15 protein-coding genes are annotated in these 16,199 nt (G+C 65.7%); 1 reads left to right on the top strand and 14 read right to left on the bottom strand.

What is annotated here, in order from left to right:
* Entirely contained in the window at positions 1 to 1,662 is a 1,662-nt protein-coding gene (locus tag QX041_RS09905; RefSeq protein ID WP_315711412.1) for an acetolactate synthase large subunit, read from the bottom strand.
* A gap of 155 nt (positions 1,663 to 1,817) precedes the next feature.
* Here QX041_RS09905 and QX041_RS09900 point away from each other — a divergent pair, with 155 nt between their 5' ends.
* Complete coding sequence (locus QX041_RS09900; RefSeq protein ID WP_315711411.1) at positions 1,818 to 2,876, top strand: LysR family transcriptional regulator; 1,059 nt, start codon at positions 1,818 to 1,820, stop codon at positions 2,874 to 2,876.
* A 21-nt stretch (positions 2,877 to 2,897) separates the two neighbouring features.
* Here QX041_RS09900 and QX041_RS09895 read toward each other — a convergent pair whose 3' ends face one another.
* From QX041_RS09895 to rpoZ, 13 genes are all read right to left on the bottom strand, one after another.
* Positions 2,898 to 3,308, bottom strand: coding sequence for an ACT domain-containing protein (locus tag QX041_RS09895; protein WP_316165157.1), 411 nt, complete (start codon positions 3,306 to 3,308; stop codon positions 2,898 to 2,900).
* Between the two features lie 9 nt (positions 3,309 to 3,317).
* Complete coding sequence (locus QX041_RS09890; RefSeq protein WP_316165156.1) at positions 3,318 to 4,304, bottom strand: glutathione S-transferase family protein; 987 nt, start codon at positions 4,302 to 4,304, stop codon at positions 3,318 to 3,320.
* A 148-nt stretch (positions 4,305 to 4,452) separates the two neighbouring features.
* Complete coding sequence (locus QX041_RS09885; RefSeq protein WP_315827221.1) at positions 4,453 to 5,499, bottom strand: DUF2278 family protein; 1,047 nt, start codon at positions 5,497 to 5,499, stop codon at positions 4,453 to 4,455.
* Positions 5,500 to 5,529: 30 nt separating this feature from the next.
* Positions 5,530 to 7,278: a phospholipase D-like domain-containing protein gene (locus QX041_RS09880; protein ID WP_316165154.1), complete on the bottom strand. Its 1,749-nt coding sequence runs from the start codon at positions 7,276 to 7,278 to the stop codon at positions 5,530 to 5,532.
* Positions 7,279 to 7,571: 293 nt separating this feature from the next.
* Positions 7,572 to 8,312 (bottom strand): DNA repair protein RecO, encoded by a 741-nt coding sequence (gene recO / locus QX041_RS09875; RefSeq protein WP_315711403.1) that lies wholly within the window; start codon positions 8,310 to 8,312, stop codon positions 7,572 to 7,574.
* Between the two features lie 247 nt (positions 8,313 to 8,559).
* Positions 8,560 to 8,940, bottom strand: coding sequence for a hypothetical protein (locus QX041_RS09870; RefSeq protein ID WP_315752942.1), 381 nt, complete (start codon positions 8,938 to 8,940; stop codon positions 8,560 to 8,562).
* A 2-nt stretch (positions 8,941 to 8,942) separates the two neighbouring features.
* Entirely contained in the window at positions 8,943 to 9,869 is a 927-nt protein-coding gene (gene era, locus QX041_RS09865) for a GTPase Era (RefSeq protein WP_315711401.1), read from the bottom strand.
* Complete coding sequence (gene rnc / locus QX041_RS09860; RefSeq protein ID WP_316165152.1) at positions 9,859 to 10,953, bottom strand: ribonuclease III; 1,095 nt, start codon at positions 10,951 to 10,953, stop codon at positions 9,859 to 9,861. The genes era and rnc overlap by 11 nt, the downstream gene beginning before the upstream one ends.
* Positions 10,950 to 11,711, bottom strand: coding sequence for a signal peptidase I (gene lepB / locus QX041_RS09855; RefSeq protein WP_315711399.1), 762 nt, complete (start codon positions 11,709 to 11,711; stop codon positions 10,950 to 10,952). The genes rnc and lepB overlap by 4 nt, the downstream gene beginning before the upstream one ends.
* A gap of 285 nt (positions 11,712 to 11,996) precedes the next feature.
* Positions 11,997 to 12,416 (bottom strand): holo-ACP synthase, encoded by a 420-nt coding sequence (acpS, locus tag QX041_RS09850; RefSeq protein WP_315711397.1) that lies wholly within the window; start codon positions 12,414 to 12,416, stop codon positions 11,997 to 11,999.
* The gene (locus tag QX041_RS09845; RefSeq protein WP_315827226.1) at positions 12,413 to 13,195 is read right to left on the bottom strand and encodes a pyridoxine 5'-phosphate synthase; all 783 of its coding nucleotides are present in this window, start codon (positions 13,193 to 13,195) and stop codon (positions 12,413 to 12,415) included. The genes acpS and QX041_RS09845 overlap by 4 nt, the downstream gene beginning before the upstream one ends.
* Positions 13,196 to 13,276: 81 nt before the next feature.
* Entirely contained in the window at positions 13,277 to 15,577 is a 2,301-nt protein-coding gene (locus QX041_RS09840; protein ID WP_315711393.1) for a bifunctional (p)ppGpp synthetase/guanosine-3',5'-bis(diphosphate) 3'-pyrophosphohydrolase, read from the bottom strand.
* 169 nt (positions 15,578 to 15,746) lie between these two features.
* Positions 15,747 to 16,139 (bottom strand): DNA-directed RNA polymerase subunit omega, encoded by a 393-nt coding sequence (rpoZ, locus tag QX041_RS09835; RefSeq protein WP_006612728.1) that lies wholly within the window; start codon positions 16,137 to 16,139, stop codon positions 15,747 to 15,749.
* Positions 16,140 to 16,199 lie beyond the last annotated feature (60 nt).

The raw sequence follows: 16,199 nt of genomic DNA, 5'->3' as shown, positions 1-16,199 counted from the left end.
TCACGGCGCGATCTTGCGCTTGAGCATCCGCGCGACCGGCAACGGAACGCGGTCGAGCGATCCCAGGAGGTGCGGCAGGAGCTTCAGCTTGAGGCCGGTCAGCGCCGGCGGCACCATCGCCTCGATCAGATGGGGCCCCGGCCGCGCCAGCGCCCCCTGCAAGGCGCTGGTGAGTTCGTCCGGCGTGGTGACGCGGGTCGATCGTACGCCCATGCCGTCGGCGATCTGCGCGAGCTTGAGGACCGGCCCGTGCAGGTCGAGCTGCGCCCGCGCCTTCGGTCCGATCTCCTCGGCGCCGACCCGTTCCAGCTCGACGTTGAGCACCGAGTAGGAGGCGTTGTTGAAGATGATGGCGGTGACGTTGAGCCGCTCGCGCGCGATCGTCCACAGCGACTGGATCGTGTACATCGAGCTGCCGTCGCCGATCAGCGCGATCACCGGCCGGTCGGGACAGGCGATCGCCGCCCCGATCGCATTCGGCAGCCCCTGCCCGATGGCGCCGCCGGTCAAAGTGATCAGATCGTGGCGCGGCGCGCCCGCGGTGAATTTCGACAGCATCAGGCCGGAGCTGATCGCCTCGTCGATGATGATGGCGTTCTCGGGCAGGAGATGACCAACGGCCTTGCAGACCTTTTCCGCGGTCAGCTTCTTGCCGCGCGGACGCCCGGGCCGCGAGGCCGGCGACAATGCCGGCGTGGCGCGCCCGGCCTCCAGGGCGGCGGCAAGCCTGGTCAGGCTGCACGCGGCGTGCTGCGCCGGCGTCGACAAGGTCAGCACCTTGCAGCCGTCATGCGGCAGATAGCTCTTCTTGCCGGGATAGGCGAAGAACGACACCGGCGCCTTGGCGTCGACCAGGATCAGGGTGTCGATCTCCTTGAGCTGGATCTGCGCCATCTCGGCGAGATAGGCGATCCGCTCGACGGCCGGCAGGCCCGCTCCACGCTGCATGCGTGTCGGAAACGTTTCGGCGTAGACTTTCACACCGCAGGTCGCGGCGATGCGCGCGGCCGCCAGCAGCGACTCCTCGTGCAGCGCCGTGCCTCCGAGTAGAAAAGCGCTGCGGCCGCCCGCCCTGATCGCCTCGGCGACGGCCTGCACGGTCGCATCGTCCGCAGGCGCCGGCGGCTCGATCACCGGCGCCGGCTCGGCGACGCCGCCCTCACCCCAGGACACGTCGGCCGGCAGGATCAGCGTCGCGACCTGTCCGGGCCAGGAGCACGCCGCCTTCACGGCCGCCACCGCGTCGCGGCACAGCTCCGACGTCACCTGCGAGGTCCAGACGAATTCCGGCGAGACGTTGCGCGCGACGGTCTCGATATCGGACTGGAGCTGCGCGTCATAAGGGACATGATAGGTGGCGTGGTCGCCGACGATGTTGACGACGGGCACCTTGCCCTTGCGCGCATTGTGCAGATTGGCGAGGCCGTTGCCGAGGCCGCAACCGAGATGCAGCAGCGTTGCCGCGGGCGTGCCGGTCATCCGGGCGTAGCCGTCCGCCGCACCGGTCGCCACCCCTTCGAACAGGCACAGTACGGCGCGCATCTCCGGCGCGGAGTCCAGCGCCGCGACGAAATGCATCTCGGAGGTGCCAGGATTGGTGAAGCAGACCCGAATGCCGGAATTGACCAGGGTCCGTATCAGAGCTTGTGCGCCGTTGGGCATGAGAAAAGCCTGTTGCGGGGAAACTGCCGCAGCTCGGGGCGACTTGGCCGGCCCCGCCATGGCATTTCCCCTGTTTGTATTTGTGCCATTTTGGAATTGACGGTCTCAGAAATCCAATGAATTGTTATGCTTTGATCAATGAGCTGGGGTCATCGATGCACACACCAACGTTGCGTCAGTTGCAGCAGCTGGTCTACCTCGCGGAAGAGCGGCATTTCGCCCGGGCCGCCAAGCGCGCCCATGTCACCCAGTCGGCGCTGAGCCGCAGCCTGCAGACCCTGGAGGACGAAGCGGGGATGCGGCTGTTCGACCGCAGCTCGCGCTCGGTGGAGATCACGGCGGTCGGCGAACGGCTGGTGGCGCGGGCGCGCTCGCTGTTGTCGGGCGCCGACGATCTCGGCCGCGAGATGCGGCTGTTGCGCTCGGGCGATGCCGGCCAGGTGACGGTGGGCGTCGGCGCGTTCACGGGCCTAGTGCTGCTGCCGGATGCGATGGCGCAGCTGTATGCCGAGCATCCATCCGTGCGCATCAAGCTGGTGCAGGACAATTGGCGCGCCCTGATGGACGTGCTGCAACAAGGCAAGCTCGATTTCTTCCTGGCGCACATCACCGACATCAGGACCGACGACAGCCTGGACCTCGAGCCGCTCGGAAGCCTTCCCGGCTACTTCTACTGCCGGCCGACCCATCCGTTGGCGGGGCGACGGGAGCTGTCGGCGCGCGATCTGGCCGGCCAGCACTTCGCCTCCGTCGCGCTGCCGCCGGACTTCAGCCGGCGGCTGGACGACCTGATCGCCGCGCCACGGGGACGCGGTTTCAATGTCGCCCTCGAATCCGAGAACGCCGGCCTGCTGGTGCAAATGGCGGTCCGCTCGGACGTCGTGCTCGTCGCGGGGGATGCGGTCGTCACCCACGAGCTGGCCTCCGGTCAGCTGGTCCGGCTCAATGTGGCCGAGCTGAAAGAGCCGCGCGCATCCGACCTGCTGCTGGCGCAGTTCGGCATCCTGCGCCTAAAGGGCCGCACCCTGTCGCCGGCGGCGATGATGCTGATGGACATGGTGCGCGCGCAAGCCGCGCAAATGCTGACCGGACCGCGCCGGCCGCCGGCTCCGCGCGCCGCACGCAACGCGCATCGATCTCGGCCGAGATCACGCAAGAAGCCGGGTGCACCCCGGCGCAACCGGTCGCGAAGTCATACCAGGAGCAAAGCCTGACCGGGGCGTGGCCCTGCGCGATCATCCGACGGCCGCGCGGCGCGACATCTCCTCTAGAACCCGCATTGCCTGCTCTGCCTGCGCTTCGGGTACGAACAGGTGATCATGATGAAAGGCCGAGACCGCGTTGACACTGATGCCGGCAGCAGCCAGCGCCGCTGTCACCCTGGCGAGGAAGCCCACCGCGTCGAGCGCTGATAGCACCGACAGCGTGATCAGGCGCGAGGTGAAGCGATACGCCAGCCCTGCCCGTTCGGCGTCCTCGCGCCGGACGATGAGAGTGTCACCCTCGCGCTCCCGGAACAGCATCAGCGGCGACAGCATCGCGGCCATCGCATCGCTGGCGCTGAGCGTGCAGAACACGAAGACGCCATCCTGCAGCTCCGGCGACATCGTGCGCAGCAGCGTGTCGAGATCGCGCTCGCCGAACATCGGAGCTCGTCAGGACCCGGCGAGGCGCGCACGGTCGTGCGGCGCGGTGAAATCCTGCCGCGGCCCGACCGGGACGATGCCGGTCGGATTGATGGTGCGATGGCTCTCGTAGTAGTGCCGCTTGATGTGCTCAAAATTCACCGTCGCGGCAATCCCCGGCCATTGGTAGAGATCGCGCATGTAGGCTGAAAGATGCGGATAGTCGGCGATGCGGCGGATGTTGCACTTGAAGTGGCCGACATAGACGGCATCGAAGCGGATCAGCGTCGTGAACAGCCGGATGTCGGCCTCGGTCATGGTGTCGCCGAGCAGGAAGCGGCGCGCCGACAGCCGCTCCTCCAGCCAGTCGAGCGTGGCGAACAGCGGGCCGATCGCCTCCTCATAGGCGGATTGCGTGGTCGCGAAGCCGCATTTGTAGACGCCGTTGTTCAGCGTATCGTAGACGCGCGCATTGATGGCGTCGATCTCATCGCGCTGGGCTTGCGGATAATAGTCGCCTTGCCTGGCGCCGACGCCGTCGAACGCCGAGTTCAGCATGCGGATGATCTCTGACGACTCGTTGTTGACGATGGTGCGGTTTTGCTTGTCCCAGAGCACGGGCACGGTGACGCGGCCGGAATAACGCGGCTCCGCGGCGGTGTAGACCTGATGCAGAAGGCCGGCGTGATTGACGCTGTCGGCCACGACGCCCGGACCCTCGGCAAACGTCCAGCCCTGCTCGCGCATCAGCCAGTGCACGACCGATACTGAAATCATGTCATCGAGCCCCTTCAGCGCGCGCATGATCAGGGTGCGGTGAGCCCACGGGCAGGCCAGGCTGACATAGAGATGATAGCGGCCCGCTTCGGCCTCGAAGCCGCCGCTGCCGGATGGGCCCGGACGGCCGTCAGCCGTGACGAAGCTGCGGAACGCAGAATCCTTGCGGATGAAACGGCCACCGGACGCCGCCGTGTCGTACCAGACGTCGTGCCATTGGCCGTCGACCAGGACTCCCATGACGCTCTCCTCTCACACCGTGGCCTGTGCACAGGACTGCAACCTGCAGCCCCTTCGCCTGGGCCCTTACGTGACAGGAGTACACGTCACCCCGCCGCTGCGCCAGCAGAGAGCACGCTCCCGGAAGACGGCTCCGCCGAACACGCGGTCACGACTGGAACGGGATGGTGCGCCCCGGCTGCGCCGCCTGTTCCCGCGTATAGGAGACGCCGTGCACCTTCACGCCCGCGGCATTCAACAGCGTGATGATGCCGCCCCGGTTCGACAGCGCGACCGGCGCGACGATGGGCACCACCAGGGTGGCGCCGCGCCCGATCATGCCGCTCAGTTGCATGGCGTTCTTCTGCTTGTCCTTGATCTGCCAGCCGGTGAGATCGACGTCGACATCGGCGGTGTTCAGCAGCGTGACCGTCTCGTGCTCCGGCGTGCGCACGTCGTTGACATAGGCCGCGATGATCCGCACCAGCCCGTCGGGCACGTCGAGCGGCGGAATGTGGTCGCGGTCGGGAGGCGTATGCGGCGCGTTCGGGTAATCGGGATCGGGCGGAAGGATGACCCCTCCGCTGGCATCGTCCGAATGCCAGGCCTGGGTCTGGAATTTCAGGAAGATGGCGACCCATTGCTGCTGGTCGGGAAACTCGAAGAGCAGTCCGCCATCCTGCCAGGGACCGTTGTCCTTGGCATATTGGCCGGGCGGATTGCCCTGGTTGAAATGGATGTCGTGGATACCGCGGCCGGGCTTGAAGCCGAAATAGCGGTCCGCCTTCTCCTCCGGTCCCCATGCGACGCCGAAGGCATAGATGAGAGCCGTCTCGTCGGACATGGCGCGCTGAACGTAGGCGTCGATCTTCTCGTTGAGATCGTTGTCGGGGCCCGCGGCCGACAGCGGCAGCGGCTTCAGCTCCCATGGCTGCATCAGATTGCCCCGGATGAAATCGAGCGCCACGCCGCCGGGCTTGCTCTCCAACGGATGCAGCCCTTCCGAAAACGCCTTCAGGTCGTCGACGATTGGATGTTCGAAGCGCGAGCGAACCAGGAATTCGACCTCGCTGCCATCCTGGGAGCGGACATTGATGGCGATACGATAGAGCTCACCGCCGGCCGAGACCTGCACCTGATAGTGCGGACTGCTTCCCGTCGCCAGACGATTGTTGATGGGCCGCCCCTTGAGAAGCGAATAGTCATTCAATGGCATGGTCGTCTCCAACTCTGTCCGTAGCGATATCTAGGACGAGAACAGCAATCGATCGCGTTCAGCCTGCGACCCCTCGACATAGAAGCGCTCGAACCAGGCCGGCTTGCCGGACAATGCGGTCGGCTTGCGCAGCGTGATCGCGGCAGGCGCGGATGCAGCGCGCTGCCGCTCGGACTTGCCGTGGAACGCGTCGCGCATCCGATTGCGAAACTGCAGGTGATCGAACACGCGGGTGGCTTCGATCGCATAGGAGGTCGCGATCTTTCGGTCCTCGATCATGATGAGATGGTCGCCGTTGCCCTTCTCGCCGCTCGGCGAGAAGTTGCTCGATCCGGTGAACACTTTCGCTGTCGGCAGGCTGAAATCGGTCACCAGGAATTTGTGATGGATGTTGCGGCCCTTGCCGCCGGACCATTCGCTGCGGAACGGCTCCGGCGCCTTGCTCGCGAGATAGGCGAAATCGACGAGACCGATCGAGCCGTCGGGCTTGCGCAGCTCCAGGGCGCCGCGCTTGTCGACCGTGCCGTAGCTGAAGATCGGCCGCTCCATCACGCGGTCGAACGCCTCCTTGGTCGGACCGTCGCCGAGCTGGCTCAGAAACGCGACCGAGTAGAACACCGACGAGGAGGCCTGATCGATCGCGGCCCGGATCGGATTGAGCGAGAGATCGGTGGCCTGGTGCGGCGAGAAGCAGAGCTGCACGGTCGGCTTTCCCTCGGAATGGACGGCGTGCCATTTCTTGGAGAAATCATTCTTCCGGAAGAGCGAGGGGTCCTCGAAGGCGATGTCGAACATCTCGCCGAACAGCCCGGCGACATCAGGCGAATGAAAGACCAGCATGTTGTTGGCCTGAATATAGAGGCCGCGGAACGTGAAATTGGTCGAGCCGCACAGCACCTTCTCGGGCTTGCCGTTGCGGCGCGTGATCAGGACCTTGTTGTGCTGGAGATTGCTGAAATGCGTGCGCAGCACGGCAGCACCCGCCTGCTTGAAGCGCTTGGCGCTGCGCGATTCCGCGCTGCCGGGCAGCTTGTGGCTGTTATCCTTGGCGTTGGAGTCGTCGATGATCGCGCGCAGCCGCGGACCGAACTGCTCCAGCAGGCCGATCACGTCGGGCTCATTGAGGTCATAGGCCATCACGTCGAGCGTGAGCCCGGGATCCGCCAGGGCGTCTTTCAAAAAGCCGAACAGGAGGTCGTAGGCCTCGAACCCCAGCCACTCATAGACGCTGTCGCCGGCCTCGTTGGCGAGGTCGAGCTTCTCGAAGCTCGGCCCGTCGCGGCTCTCGACGGGGATGATCTCGGCATTGTTGCCGAACTGATCGCGATAGGCCTGAGACGAGGCGAAGTTGCGGGTGAAACCGATGTCGATGAGGCCATCATAGGTGACCGCGCTCTGCGCAATGTCGAGCGTGAGGCTGGTCCCTGCCACGAGCGTGCCGTCGTTGCGCATGTGCTGCTTGGCGACGCGATACGTATAGACGCCATCCTTGGGCCGGTAGGGAAAGTGGATCCAGCGGAATTTCTGGAACGGTGCCTCGGTCGACGGGAAATTCCGGTTGCCGTCGACCTCCGCGCCGGCCCCGGCCGGATAGGAAAACGCGATCCTGTTGCGCAACTGGGAAAAATCCCGCGCGCCCGGCGACTTCACCTCGATCGAGAATCCGACAAGATCGGGTTCGGGCTCGGCGACGTCGAAGCCGATCATCGTCATGCGCTCTCCACGCCACAGCTTGGACGTGAACCCGTTGCTGGATTTGCTGTTCTCGAAATCGCTCATGATCGAAATGCCCCACGGTGATGAAAAAAGGCGCGCACGAAACGCATCTCGCCGAAGGGCTGCAATCTTCGCCATGAGCCGCGGACGACGCAACTTCAAAATGATGTGAAACTTGTCATCAACCAGGATTGTTGCATGATCCTACGTCGGTCATGTGAAGGCGGATGTGAATGACGTCACAGTCGGAGACGGTATCCGGATCAGCTTTGCCGTGATGCCGGCGCGTGTGTCGTCAGTCTCGACGTTGGCGAACGAGCGCGCGGGCGCATGACGACGAACGTCGAAAACGAGCCCTATCGCGAGGCGGGCCTTGCCCGCGTCACGGCGTTGATGAAGCCCTCGCGGGCGTCGGAATGGCCCTGCCCGCGCGGCTCCAACACGTGACGGAGAAGGAACAGGCCGGTCAGCCGGAAACCGTCGAGCAGATCCTGCTGCGACCAGCCATGGCCCTGCTCGCTCTCGCGCAGGAAGGGCGGCAGCGGCAGCAGCCGGTCGGCCCATGGCGCCCCGGCCGTGCGCGACACCGCGCCGCCCGACTTCGGCGATACGTAGATCAGGTCCGAGGTCTCGCCGGTCGCAGCGCAAGAGTCGAGATCGAGCCCGAAGCCGAGTTCGGCGAGGATCGCCAGTTCGAAGCGCACGATGTGGGCGGCGGCGCCGCCCGCATCCTCGAAATCATCGAGCGCATGTTCGAGCCGCAGGTACATGTCTTCGTGCGGATCGCGCTCCGGCAACAGCCGGGCCAGCGAGGCAAGATGCGTCACGCCGTAGGCGCCGTGTTGCGCGGAGATCAGCCCCGCCGCCCGCAAGGTCAGCGCGTCGATGGCGTACATGCCGAGATGCTCGTCGAGCCGCGCGCGCCAGATCGCGCGCACCGTGTTGCCCGGCTGCAGCACCGGCCGCATGCGCTTGCCGCTCGCCCCGCGCACGAGACCGAGATGCCGGCCATGCTCGCGGGTCAGCAGCTCGACGACCGCCGAGGATTCGCCGTGCCGCCGCACGCCCAGCACGATGCCATCGTCGGTCCATTCCATCTCACGAGCCGCCCGACTGATTCCACACGCGCTCGTCCCCTAGCGCCGTCCGCGGGTGGACAATCAACGTAGCTGGTGCGCGCTGCCACCGCAAACACCGTCATTGCGAGCGCAGCGAAGCAATCCAGAGTCGGGTTCGCAGCCCTGGATTGCTTCGCTGCGCTCGCAATGACGTCTTGGCGGCGTTCTGCGCCAGCCCCTAACCTTGGTGGGTGCGATGTGCCCTACGGCCCCGACGGTCGACGCGTCACGCGTTGAACCAGCCGCGCGCATCGCCCGTGAACGAATAGTACAAGCCCATCGTCGTCAGCGCGCAGGAAATGACCTCGATGCCGGCATCGAGCGTCATGCCCTTCTGCCCGATCACCTGCACCAGGGAGATGTCGGACAGCACCAGCGCCCCCAGCAGCACCCAGCGCGGCCAGTTCCTGCGGCGCTGCGCCGCCAGATAGACGAAATAGAACAGCAGCAGGATGACCACCCCGTTGAGCACGGTCTGCGCGGTGATCATGTCCTCGGTTACGTCGAAGGTCGGCGTCCGGTCGGAGACGGCAACCGACAGCGCGTCCAGCATCAGCGAGATGTAGAGCAGCACTTCGAACCACAACACGTTGCGCGGCACGCTCATTGTCATTCCCTGGGGAACTCGAGCCCCATCTCCCGGTAGCGGTCGGGATCATCGCCCCAGTTCTCACGCACCTTCACGAACAGGAACAGGTGCACCGGCACGCCGGTGATCTCTGCGATTTCCTTGCGCGCCTGCGCGCCGATCGACTTGATCGTCGCACCGCCCTTGCCGAGCACGATCTTGCGCTGGCTGTCCCGCTCCACGAAGATCGTCTGCTCGATGCGGATCGAGCCGTCCTTGCGCTCGGTCCAGCTGTCGGTCTCGACCGTGGACTGGTAGGGCAGCTCCTGATGCAGATGCGAATAGATCTTCTCACGGGTGATCTCGGCCGCGAGGTGCCGCATCGGCGCGTCCGACATCTGGTCCTCGGGATAGTGGAACGGACCGGGCGGCACCATCTCCGCCAAGGCCCGCCTGAGATCGTCGACCCCGTCGCCGGAGATCGCCGAGATCATGAAGGTGCGCGCGAACGACAGCTTCTCGTTGGCAGCCGCGACCAGCGCCAGCAGCTTTTCGCGCGGCACCAGGTCGACCTTGTTGACCACCAGGATCTTCTCGTGCGCGACCGCGGCCGCCTTGTCGATGATGGCCTGCGCCTCGTCGTCGATGCCCTTCTTGGCATCGAGCAGCACGCAGACGAGATCGGCATCATGCGCCCCGCTCCAGGCCGTCGTGACCATGGCGCGGTCCAGCCTGCGCTTCGGCGCGAAAATGCCGGGGGTGTCGACCAGGATGATCTGAGACGCGCCTTCGATGACGATGCCGCGGATCAGCGCCCGCGTCGTCTGTACCTTGCGCGAGACGATCGTGACCTTGGAGCCGACCAGCGCGTTGACGAGCGTCGATTTGCCGACATTGGGCGCGCCGATCAGCGCGACGAAACCGCAGCGGGTCCCGGCAGCCGGCACCGATTGTTGTTCAGCCGTCATTGCTGCCGCCGCTGACGCCTTCGCGCTCGATCATGACCGATGCCGCCACCTTTTCTGCCGCCCGCTTCGAGCCGCCGACGCCTTCGGCCGGCTCCAGCCCCGGCAGGTCGACGGCGACACGGAACTGCGGATCGTGATGCGGGCCGGTGCGCTCCACCTCCCGGTACACCGGGGTGGGCAGGCCCTTGCCCTGCGCCCATTCCTGCAGCACCGTCTTCGGATCGCGGAGCGGGCGCCGCGGCTTGTGCATGCGCTCGGTCCAGTTGCGCTCGACGAATCCAGCGGCGGCCGTGTAGCCGCCGTCGAGGAAGATCGCGCCGATCACCGCCTCGCAGACGTCGCCCAGCACCGACTTGCGCAACCGCGCCCCGGCGCCGGCGCCGACCGCGCCGAGCTTGATGTCGTCGAGCAGGCCGAGCGACTTGGCGACGTCGGCACAGCTCTCCTTGCGCACGAGATCGGCGAGCCGCTTCGACAGCTCGCCCTCGTCCGCGCTCGGAAACGAGCGGTACAGCATGTCGGACACAATCAGGCCGAGCACGTGATCGCCGAGGAATTCGAGCCGCTGATAGCTGTCGCCGCGCTTCTTGGACGATTTCAGCGCCGAGACGTGGGTAAAAGCGGTGCTGAGCAGCGACGGATCGGCAAAGTGATGGCCGATGCGCGCCTCGATCGCGGCATTGGCGGCCTTGTCCGCGGCCTTGGCGCCCTTGGCGCCCTTGGCGGCGCTGGTCCCCGCGCTCTTGGTACGGCGACCGCCCTTCGCCTTGCTGCGCGGCTTGCCGTCGGAATCGGCCTCGGCAACGAGCGCGGTCGGGTCCGCCCCATCCTCGGTCGGGCGAGCGGGCACCGATTCGGACTCGACGGTCTTCATGTCTGGCTTGGAGACCGGCTTCGCGTCGGTCTTGGAATCGGCCTTTGGCTCGGTCTTGGGCTCGGCCTTGGGCTCGCTCTTCTGCTCAGGCTTGATCTCGGACTTCGGCCGCGACGCGGCCTTGGGCGTTGCCTCCAGCGCACCCGTGCCGGGTTGCGGGCTCGATGCGGCAGCCTGCGTGGTCTGGATTTCGGGTGAGTCGTCGATCATCGCACGAATTTGAAGATTCGATTCCAGCGCACCGATACCGGCCAGCGCCAGAACGCCCAGGCATGCTCGCCTTCGGCAATGGAAAAGAAGATCAGCTGCGCACGGCCGACGATGTTCTCGAACGGCACGTAGCCGACCTGGCTGAGGAAGCGGCTGTCGGTCGAGTTGTCGCGGTTGTCGCCCATCATGAAGAAGTTGCCGGCCGGCACGGTATACACCGCGGTGTTGTCGACATAGCCATTGTCGACGCAGTCCAGCGTCTCATAGCTGACGCCGTTCGGCAGGGTCTCCTTCCAGCGCTTGACGCGCGCGGTCGAGTCCGGCTGCCCGCAGGGATCCTCGCCGATGAAATCGGAGAGCCGCTCGCGCTGCACCGGCTTGTCGTTGATGTAGAGCAGCCCTTCGCGCACCTGGATGCGGTCGCCAGGCAGGCCGATCACCCGCTTGATGTAGTCGGTGGTGTCGTCCTTGGGCAGACGAAACACGACGATGTCGCCGCGGTTCGGCTCCGAGCCGAAGATGCGGCCCGAGAAAATCGGGGGCGACAGCGGAATCGAGTAGTGGCTATAGCCGTACGAATATTTCGATACGAACAGATAGTCGCCGACCAGCAGGGTCGCCTTCATCGATCCCGAGGGGATGTTGAACGGCTGGAATAGGAAGGTGCGGATCACCAACGCGATCAGCAGCGCATGAACGACGACACGAACGGTTTCACCGAGGCCGCTCTCAGTCTTGGTTCCGGAGGTCACGCTCATCGCTCTTTCAATGTCCCTTGGCGAATGGTCCGACGATTCGCCAGCCGTTGCCGAACACCCCTCCGTCCGCGAACACCATACCGTTCCGCGGCTTAAGGGAGTCTGTCCTGATTCTGGTGGTTAAGGCCAACTCCGGTTTGACCCAGAATCCGCCCGTGATGCAGCCGGTTCGATCCCGGCGGGTTTTAGACGACTGCGCGGGGCCGCGCAATCAATCGCCGTATCAAAACTACATAACTCGCTGGAATCGATCGCATTTTTGTTTTTCCTGCGGGCGGCCGCCCTTCAGGATGTCTCGCGGCGCACCGCCGAAATTATGACGAAGGCTTGCGCCAGCGGCCAGTCGTCGGTGATCGACAGGTCGATGCGCGGCTCGTGGCCCTCGGGGGTCAGCGCCTTCAGCCGTTCGGCTGCGCCACCCGTGAGCTGCATGGTCGGCCGGCCGCCGGGCAGATTGACGACGCCCATGTCGCGCCACCACACCCCGTGACGGATGCCGGTGCCGAGCGCCTTGGCGCAGGCCTCCTTGGCGGCGAACCGCTTGGCGTAGGTGGCGACCACCATCTTCTCGTTCTTGGCCCGCCGCTCGGCCTTGGCGCGCTCGGCCGCGGTGAAGATCCGGTTCAGGAAGCGCTCGCCGTGCCGGTCCATCACCTCAGCCACGCGGCGGATGTCGATCAGGTCGGAGCCGATGCCGATGATCATGCCGATGTCCCCAGCCGCGCCCGGCCACGATCCATGGCCGCGCGCATGGTCCGGACGGTCTCGGCGAGGCCCACGAACAGCGCCTCCCCCATCATGAAGTAGCCGATGTTGAGCTCGACGATCTCCGGCAACGCCGCGATCCGCTCGGCGGTGACATAGTCGAGCCCGTGGCCGGCATGGACCTCGAGCCCGGCCGCATAGGCCTGCCGGGCGCCGGTCACGATCCGCTCCCACTCCACCTCCGCCTTGTCGTGGTGGCCGTCGGTGATGGCATCGCACCAGCCGCCGGTGTGGATCTCGATCACGGGCGCGCGCAGTCGCGCCGCCATCTCGATCTGCGCCGGGTCGGCGGCGATGAACAGCGACACCCGGATGCCGGCATCGCTCAGCCGGGCGATCGCCGGCGCCAGCGCCTTGTGCTGGCCGACCACGTCGAGGCCGCCCTCGGTGGTCAGCTCCTCGCGCCGCTCCGGCACCAGGCAGCAGGCATGCGGGCGCGTCGCGAGCGCGATCCGCACCATCTCCTCGGTGGCCGCCATCTCGAAGTTCAGCGGCTTGGAGATCTCGGCCTTCAGCCGCGCCATGTCGTCGTCGCGGATGTGCCGGCGGTCCTCGCGCAGATGCGCCGTGATGCCGTCGGCCCCGGCCTCGATCGCGAGCAGCGCGGCGCGCACCGGATCGGGGCTGCGGCCGCCGCGGGCATTTCGCAAGGTGGCGATGTGGTCGACGTTGACGCCGAGGCGCAGCTTCGGAGGATGTGACTTCGACGGATCGGACATGGGCCGGCTCGCAGGACTTTCGAATAGACTTCGGCTTGTTTAGCGCATCCCGAAGCAGAACGCCGCAGCCATCCCCGCAGATTAGCCATTCACCCGGTCGACCCGCGCCACGATGGTCTTGGCGCGCAACTGGTTGATGATCGCCGAGAGATGCTTGAGGTCGTAGACCTCGAGATCGATCGTGAGCTCGGTGAAGTCAGGCGAGCGGCGGCTCATGCTGATGTTGTCGATGTTGCCGTCATGCTCGGCGATCACGGTGGCGACCTGGGCGAGGCTGCCGGGCTCGTTGACGTTCTCGACGCGAATGCGCGCCGGGAAGCGCTGCGGCGAGGTCTCGTCGACATCCCAGCGCACGTCGAGCCAGCGCTCCGGCTCCTCCTCGAAATCCTTCAGCGCCGGCGACTGGATCGGATAGATCGTGATCCCCTCGCCCGGCGTCACGATGCCGACGATGCGGTCGCCCGGCACGGCGCCACCGTTCGGCGCGAACTTCACCGGCAGGCCGGAATTGAGCCCGCTGATCGGGATGGCGAACGGGCCGCGGTGGGGCTCGGCCGCGGGCGCGGCAGCCTTGGCCGCCGGCGCGGCGGCCGTCTTCTTGGCGCCGTAGCGCACGACGCGCTCTTCCTTGTAGTCCGGATACATCGCGCGCGCGACGTCGGAGGCCTTGATCTCGCCGCGGCCGACCGCCGCCATCACGTCCTCGATCGAGGCGCGCGCCAGACGCGGCAGCGCGCCCTTGAGCTTGTCGTCGGCATATTCGAGCTTGGTCCGTTCGAACAGACGTTCGACGATGCGCCGGCCCAGCCCGGCATATTGATCGCGCACGGCGGTTCGGGTGGCGCGCCGGATGGCGGCGCGTGCCTTGCCGGTGATGGCGAGCGTTTCCCAGGCCGAGGGCGGCGCCGACTGCGCATCCGAGGTCAGCACTTCCACCTCGTCGCCGTTCTGCAGCTCCGACGACAGCGCCGCGAACTTGCCGTTGATCTTGCAGCCGACGGCGCTGTTGCCGACGTCGGTATGCACGGCATAGGCGAAGTCGATCACGTTTGCGTGGCGTGGCAGCGCGATCAGCTTGCCCTTCGGCGTGAAGCAGAACACCTGATCGTGAAACAGCTCGAGCTTGGTGTGCTCGAGGAACTCTTCGGGGTTGGCGCTCTCCGAAAGGATGCCGATGGTGTGGCGGAGCCAGGCGAAGGCGTTCGATTCGCGCTTCAGCCGTTCCGTCGGCGAGGCGAGGTCGTCCTTGTAGAAGGCGTGGGCGGCGATGCCGAGCTCGGCGATCTGATCCATCTCCTCGGTGCGGATCTGCAGCTCGACGCGCTGCTTGCCCGGGCCGATCACGGTCGTGTGGATCGAGCGATAGTCGTTCTGCTTCGGCGTCGAGATGTAGTCCTTGAAGCGGCCGGGCACGACAGGCCAGGTCGTATGCACGATACCGAGCGCACGATAGCAGGATTCCAGATCCGGCATGATGACGCGAAAGCCGAAGATGTCGGACAGCTGCTCGAAGCCGATGGATTTGCGTTCCATCTTGGTCCAGATCGAGAATGGCCGCTTGCGGCGGCCGAACACCCGCGCGGTGAGGCCGTGCTCGCGAAACTTGCGGGCCAGCTGGCTCTCGATTTCGCCGATCAGGTTGCGGTTGCGCTCCGCCAGCGCATCGAGCCGCTGCATCACCACGCTATAGGCCTGCGGGTCGAGCGTCCGGAACGAGAGATCCTCGAGTTCCTCGCGCATCTCCTGCATGCCCATCCGGCCCGCCAGCGGCGCGTAGATGTCGAGCGTCTCCTCGGCAATCCGCCGCCGCGATGCCTCCGGCACGAACTCCAGCGTGCGCATGTTATGCAAGCGATCCGCGAGCTTGACCAGCAGCACACGCACGTCGTCGGCGATCGCCAGCAGGAGCTTGCGCAGATTCTCGGCCTGCTTGGCCTCGCGCGAGACCAGCTCGAGCCGCTTCAGCTTGGTCAAGCCTTCGACGAGCGCACCGATCTCGGGGCCGAAGAAGCGGTCGATCTCGGCACGGGTCGCCTCGGTGTCCTCGATCGTGTCGTGCAGCAGCGCCGCGACGATGGTGGCGTCGTCCAGCTTCAGGTCGGTCAAAATGGCCGCGACCTCGAGCGGATGCGTAAAATACGGGTCGCCCGACGCGCGGGTCTGCGACCCATGCGCCTTCATGGCGTACACGTAGGCGCGGTTGAGCAGGTCCTCGTTCGTATCCGGATTGTAGGAGCGGACCCGTTCCACGAGATCGTACTGCCGCATCATGCGGGAGCGCGGCTTCGGCGGCCGCGGCCGCTCAGCCGGCGGCGGAGGCGCCAACGCGGCCGATTCGGCCGCCGCCTGCATCTGCTGAGGAGTGTGGCCCGAAACCACCATGGAAAATGACTAAACCTTTATCTTCGTGACCAAATCTGCCGGATGGCAGGCGCTTGGCGCAGCCCTATGGTAATCACGGAATCACGTTCAAATGCAAAGGCCCGGACGTGGTCCGGGCCTTCACATTCTCACAAGTTAGCTGGAGCTCGCGCTGGCGGTGACGAGACCGTCACTCGTCCTCTTCCGGCTGCTCTTCCGGCGGAGCGAGGCCCTCGAGGCCCTTCAGCAGCTCTTCCTCGGTCATGCGCTCGACGGCGACCTCGGTGTCGTCGGCATCGACGCTGGCACCGGCCGAGCCGATCAACGGCACCGTGTCCGGCTCCGGCTCGTCGACCTCGACGAACTTCTGCAGCGAATGCACCAGTTCTTCCTTCAGATCCTCGGGAGAAATGGTCGAATCCGCAATTTCCCGGAGTGCGACGACGGGATTCTTGTCATTATCTCTATCAATTGTAAGTTGCGATCCTGATGAGATCATGCGCGCGCGATGCGCGGCCAGGAGAACCAGGTCGAACCGGTTGTCGACTTTATCGATACAATCTTCCACAGTGACGCGCGCCATTGTCGCTCCGGTCCTTTGTGTGCTTAATATGCTGATTATGCTGGGCTAGTTATAGAGGCT

Source organism: Bradyrhizobium sp. SZCCHNRI2009 (assembly GCF_032485115.1).
Taxonomy (GTDB): domain Bacteria; phylum Pseudomonadota; class Alphaproteobacteria; order Rhizobiales; family Xanthobacteraceae; genus Bradyrhizobium.
Note: the sequence above shows the minus strand (reverse complement) of the source record. Positions and strands in the feature narration are given on the sequence as shown.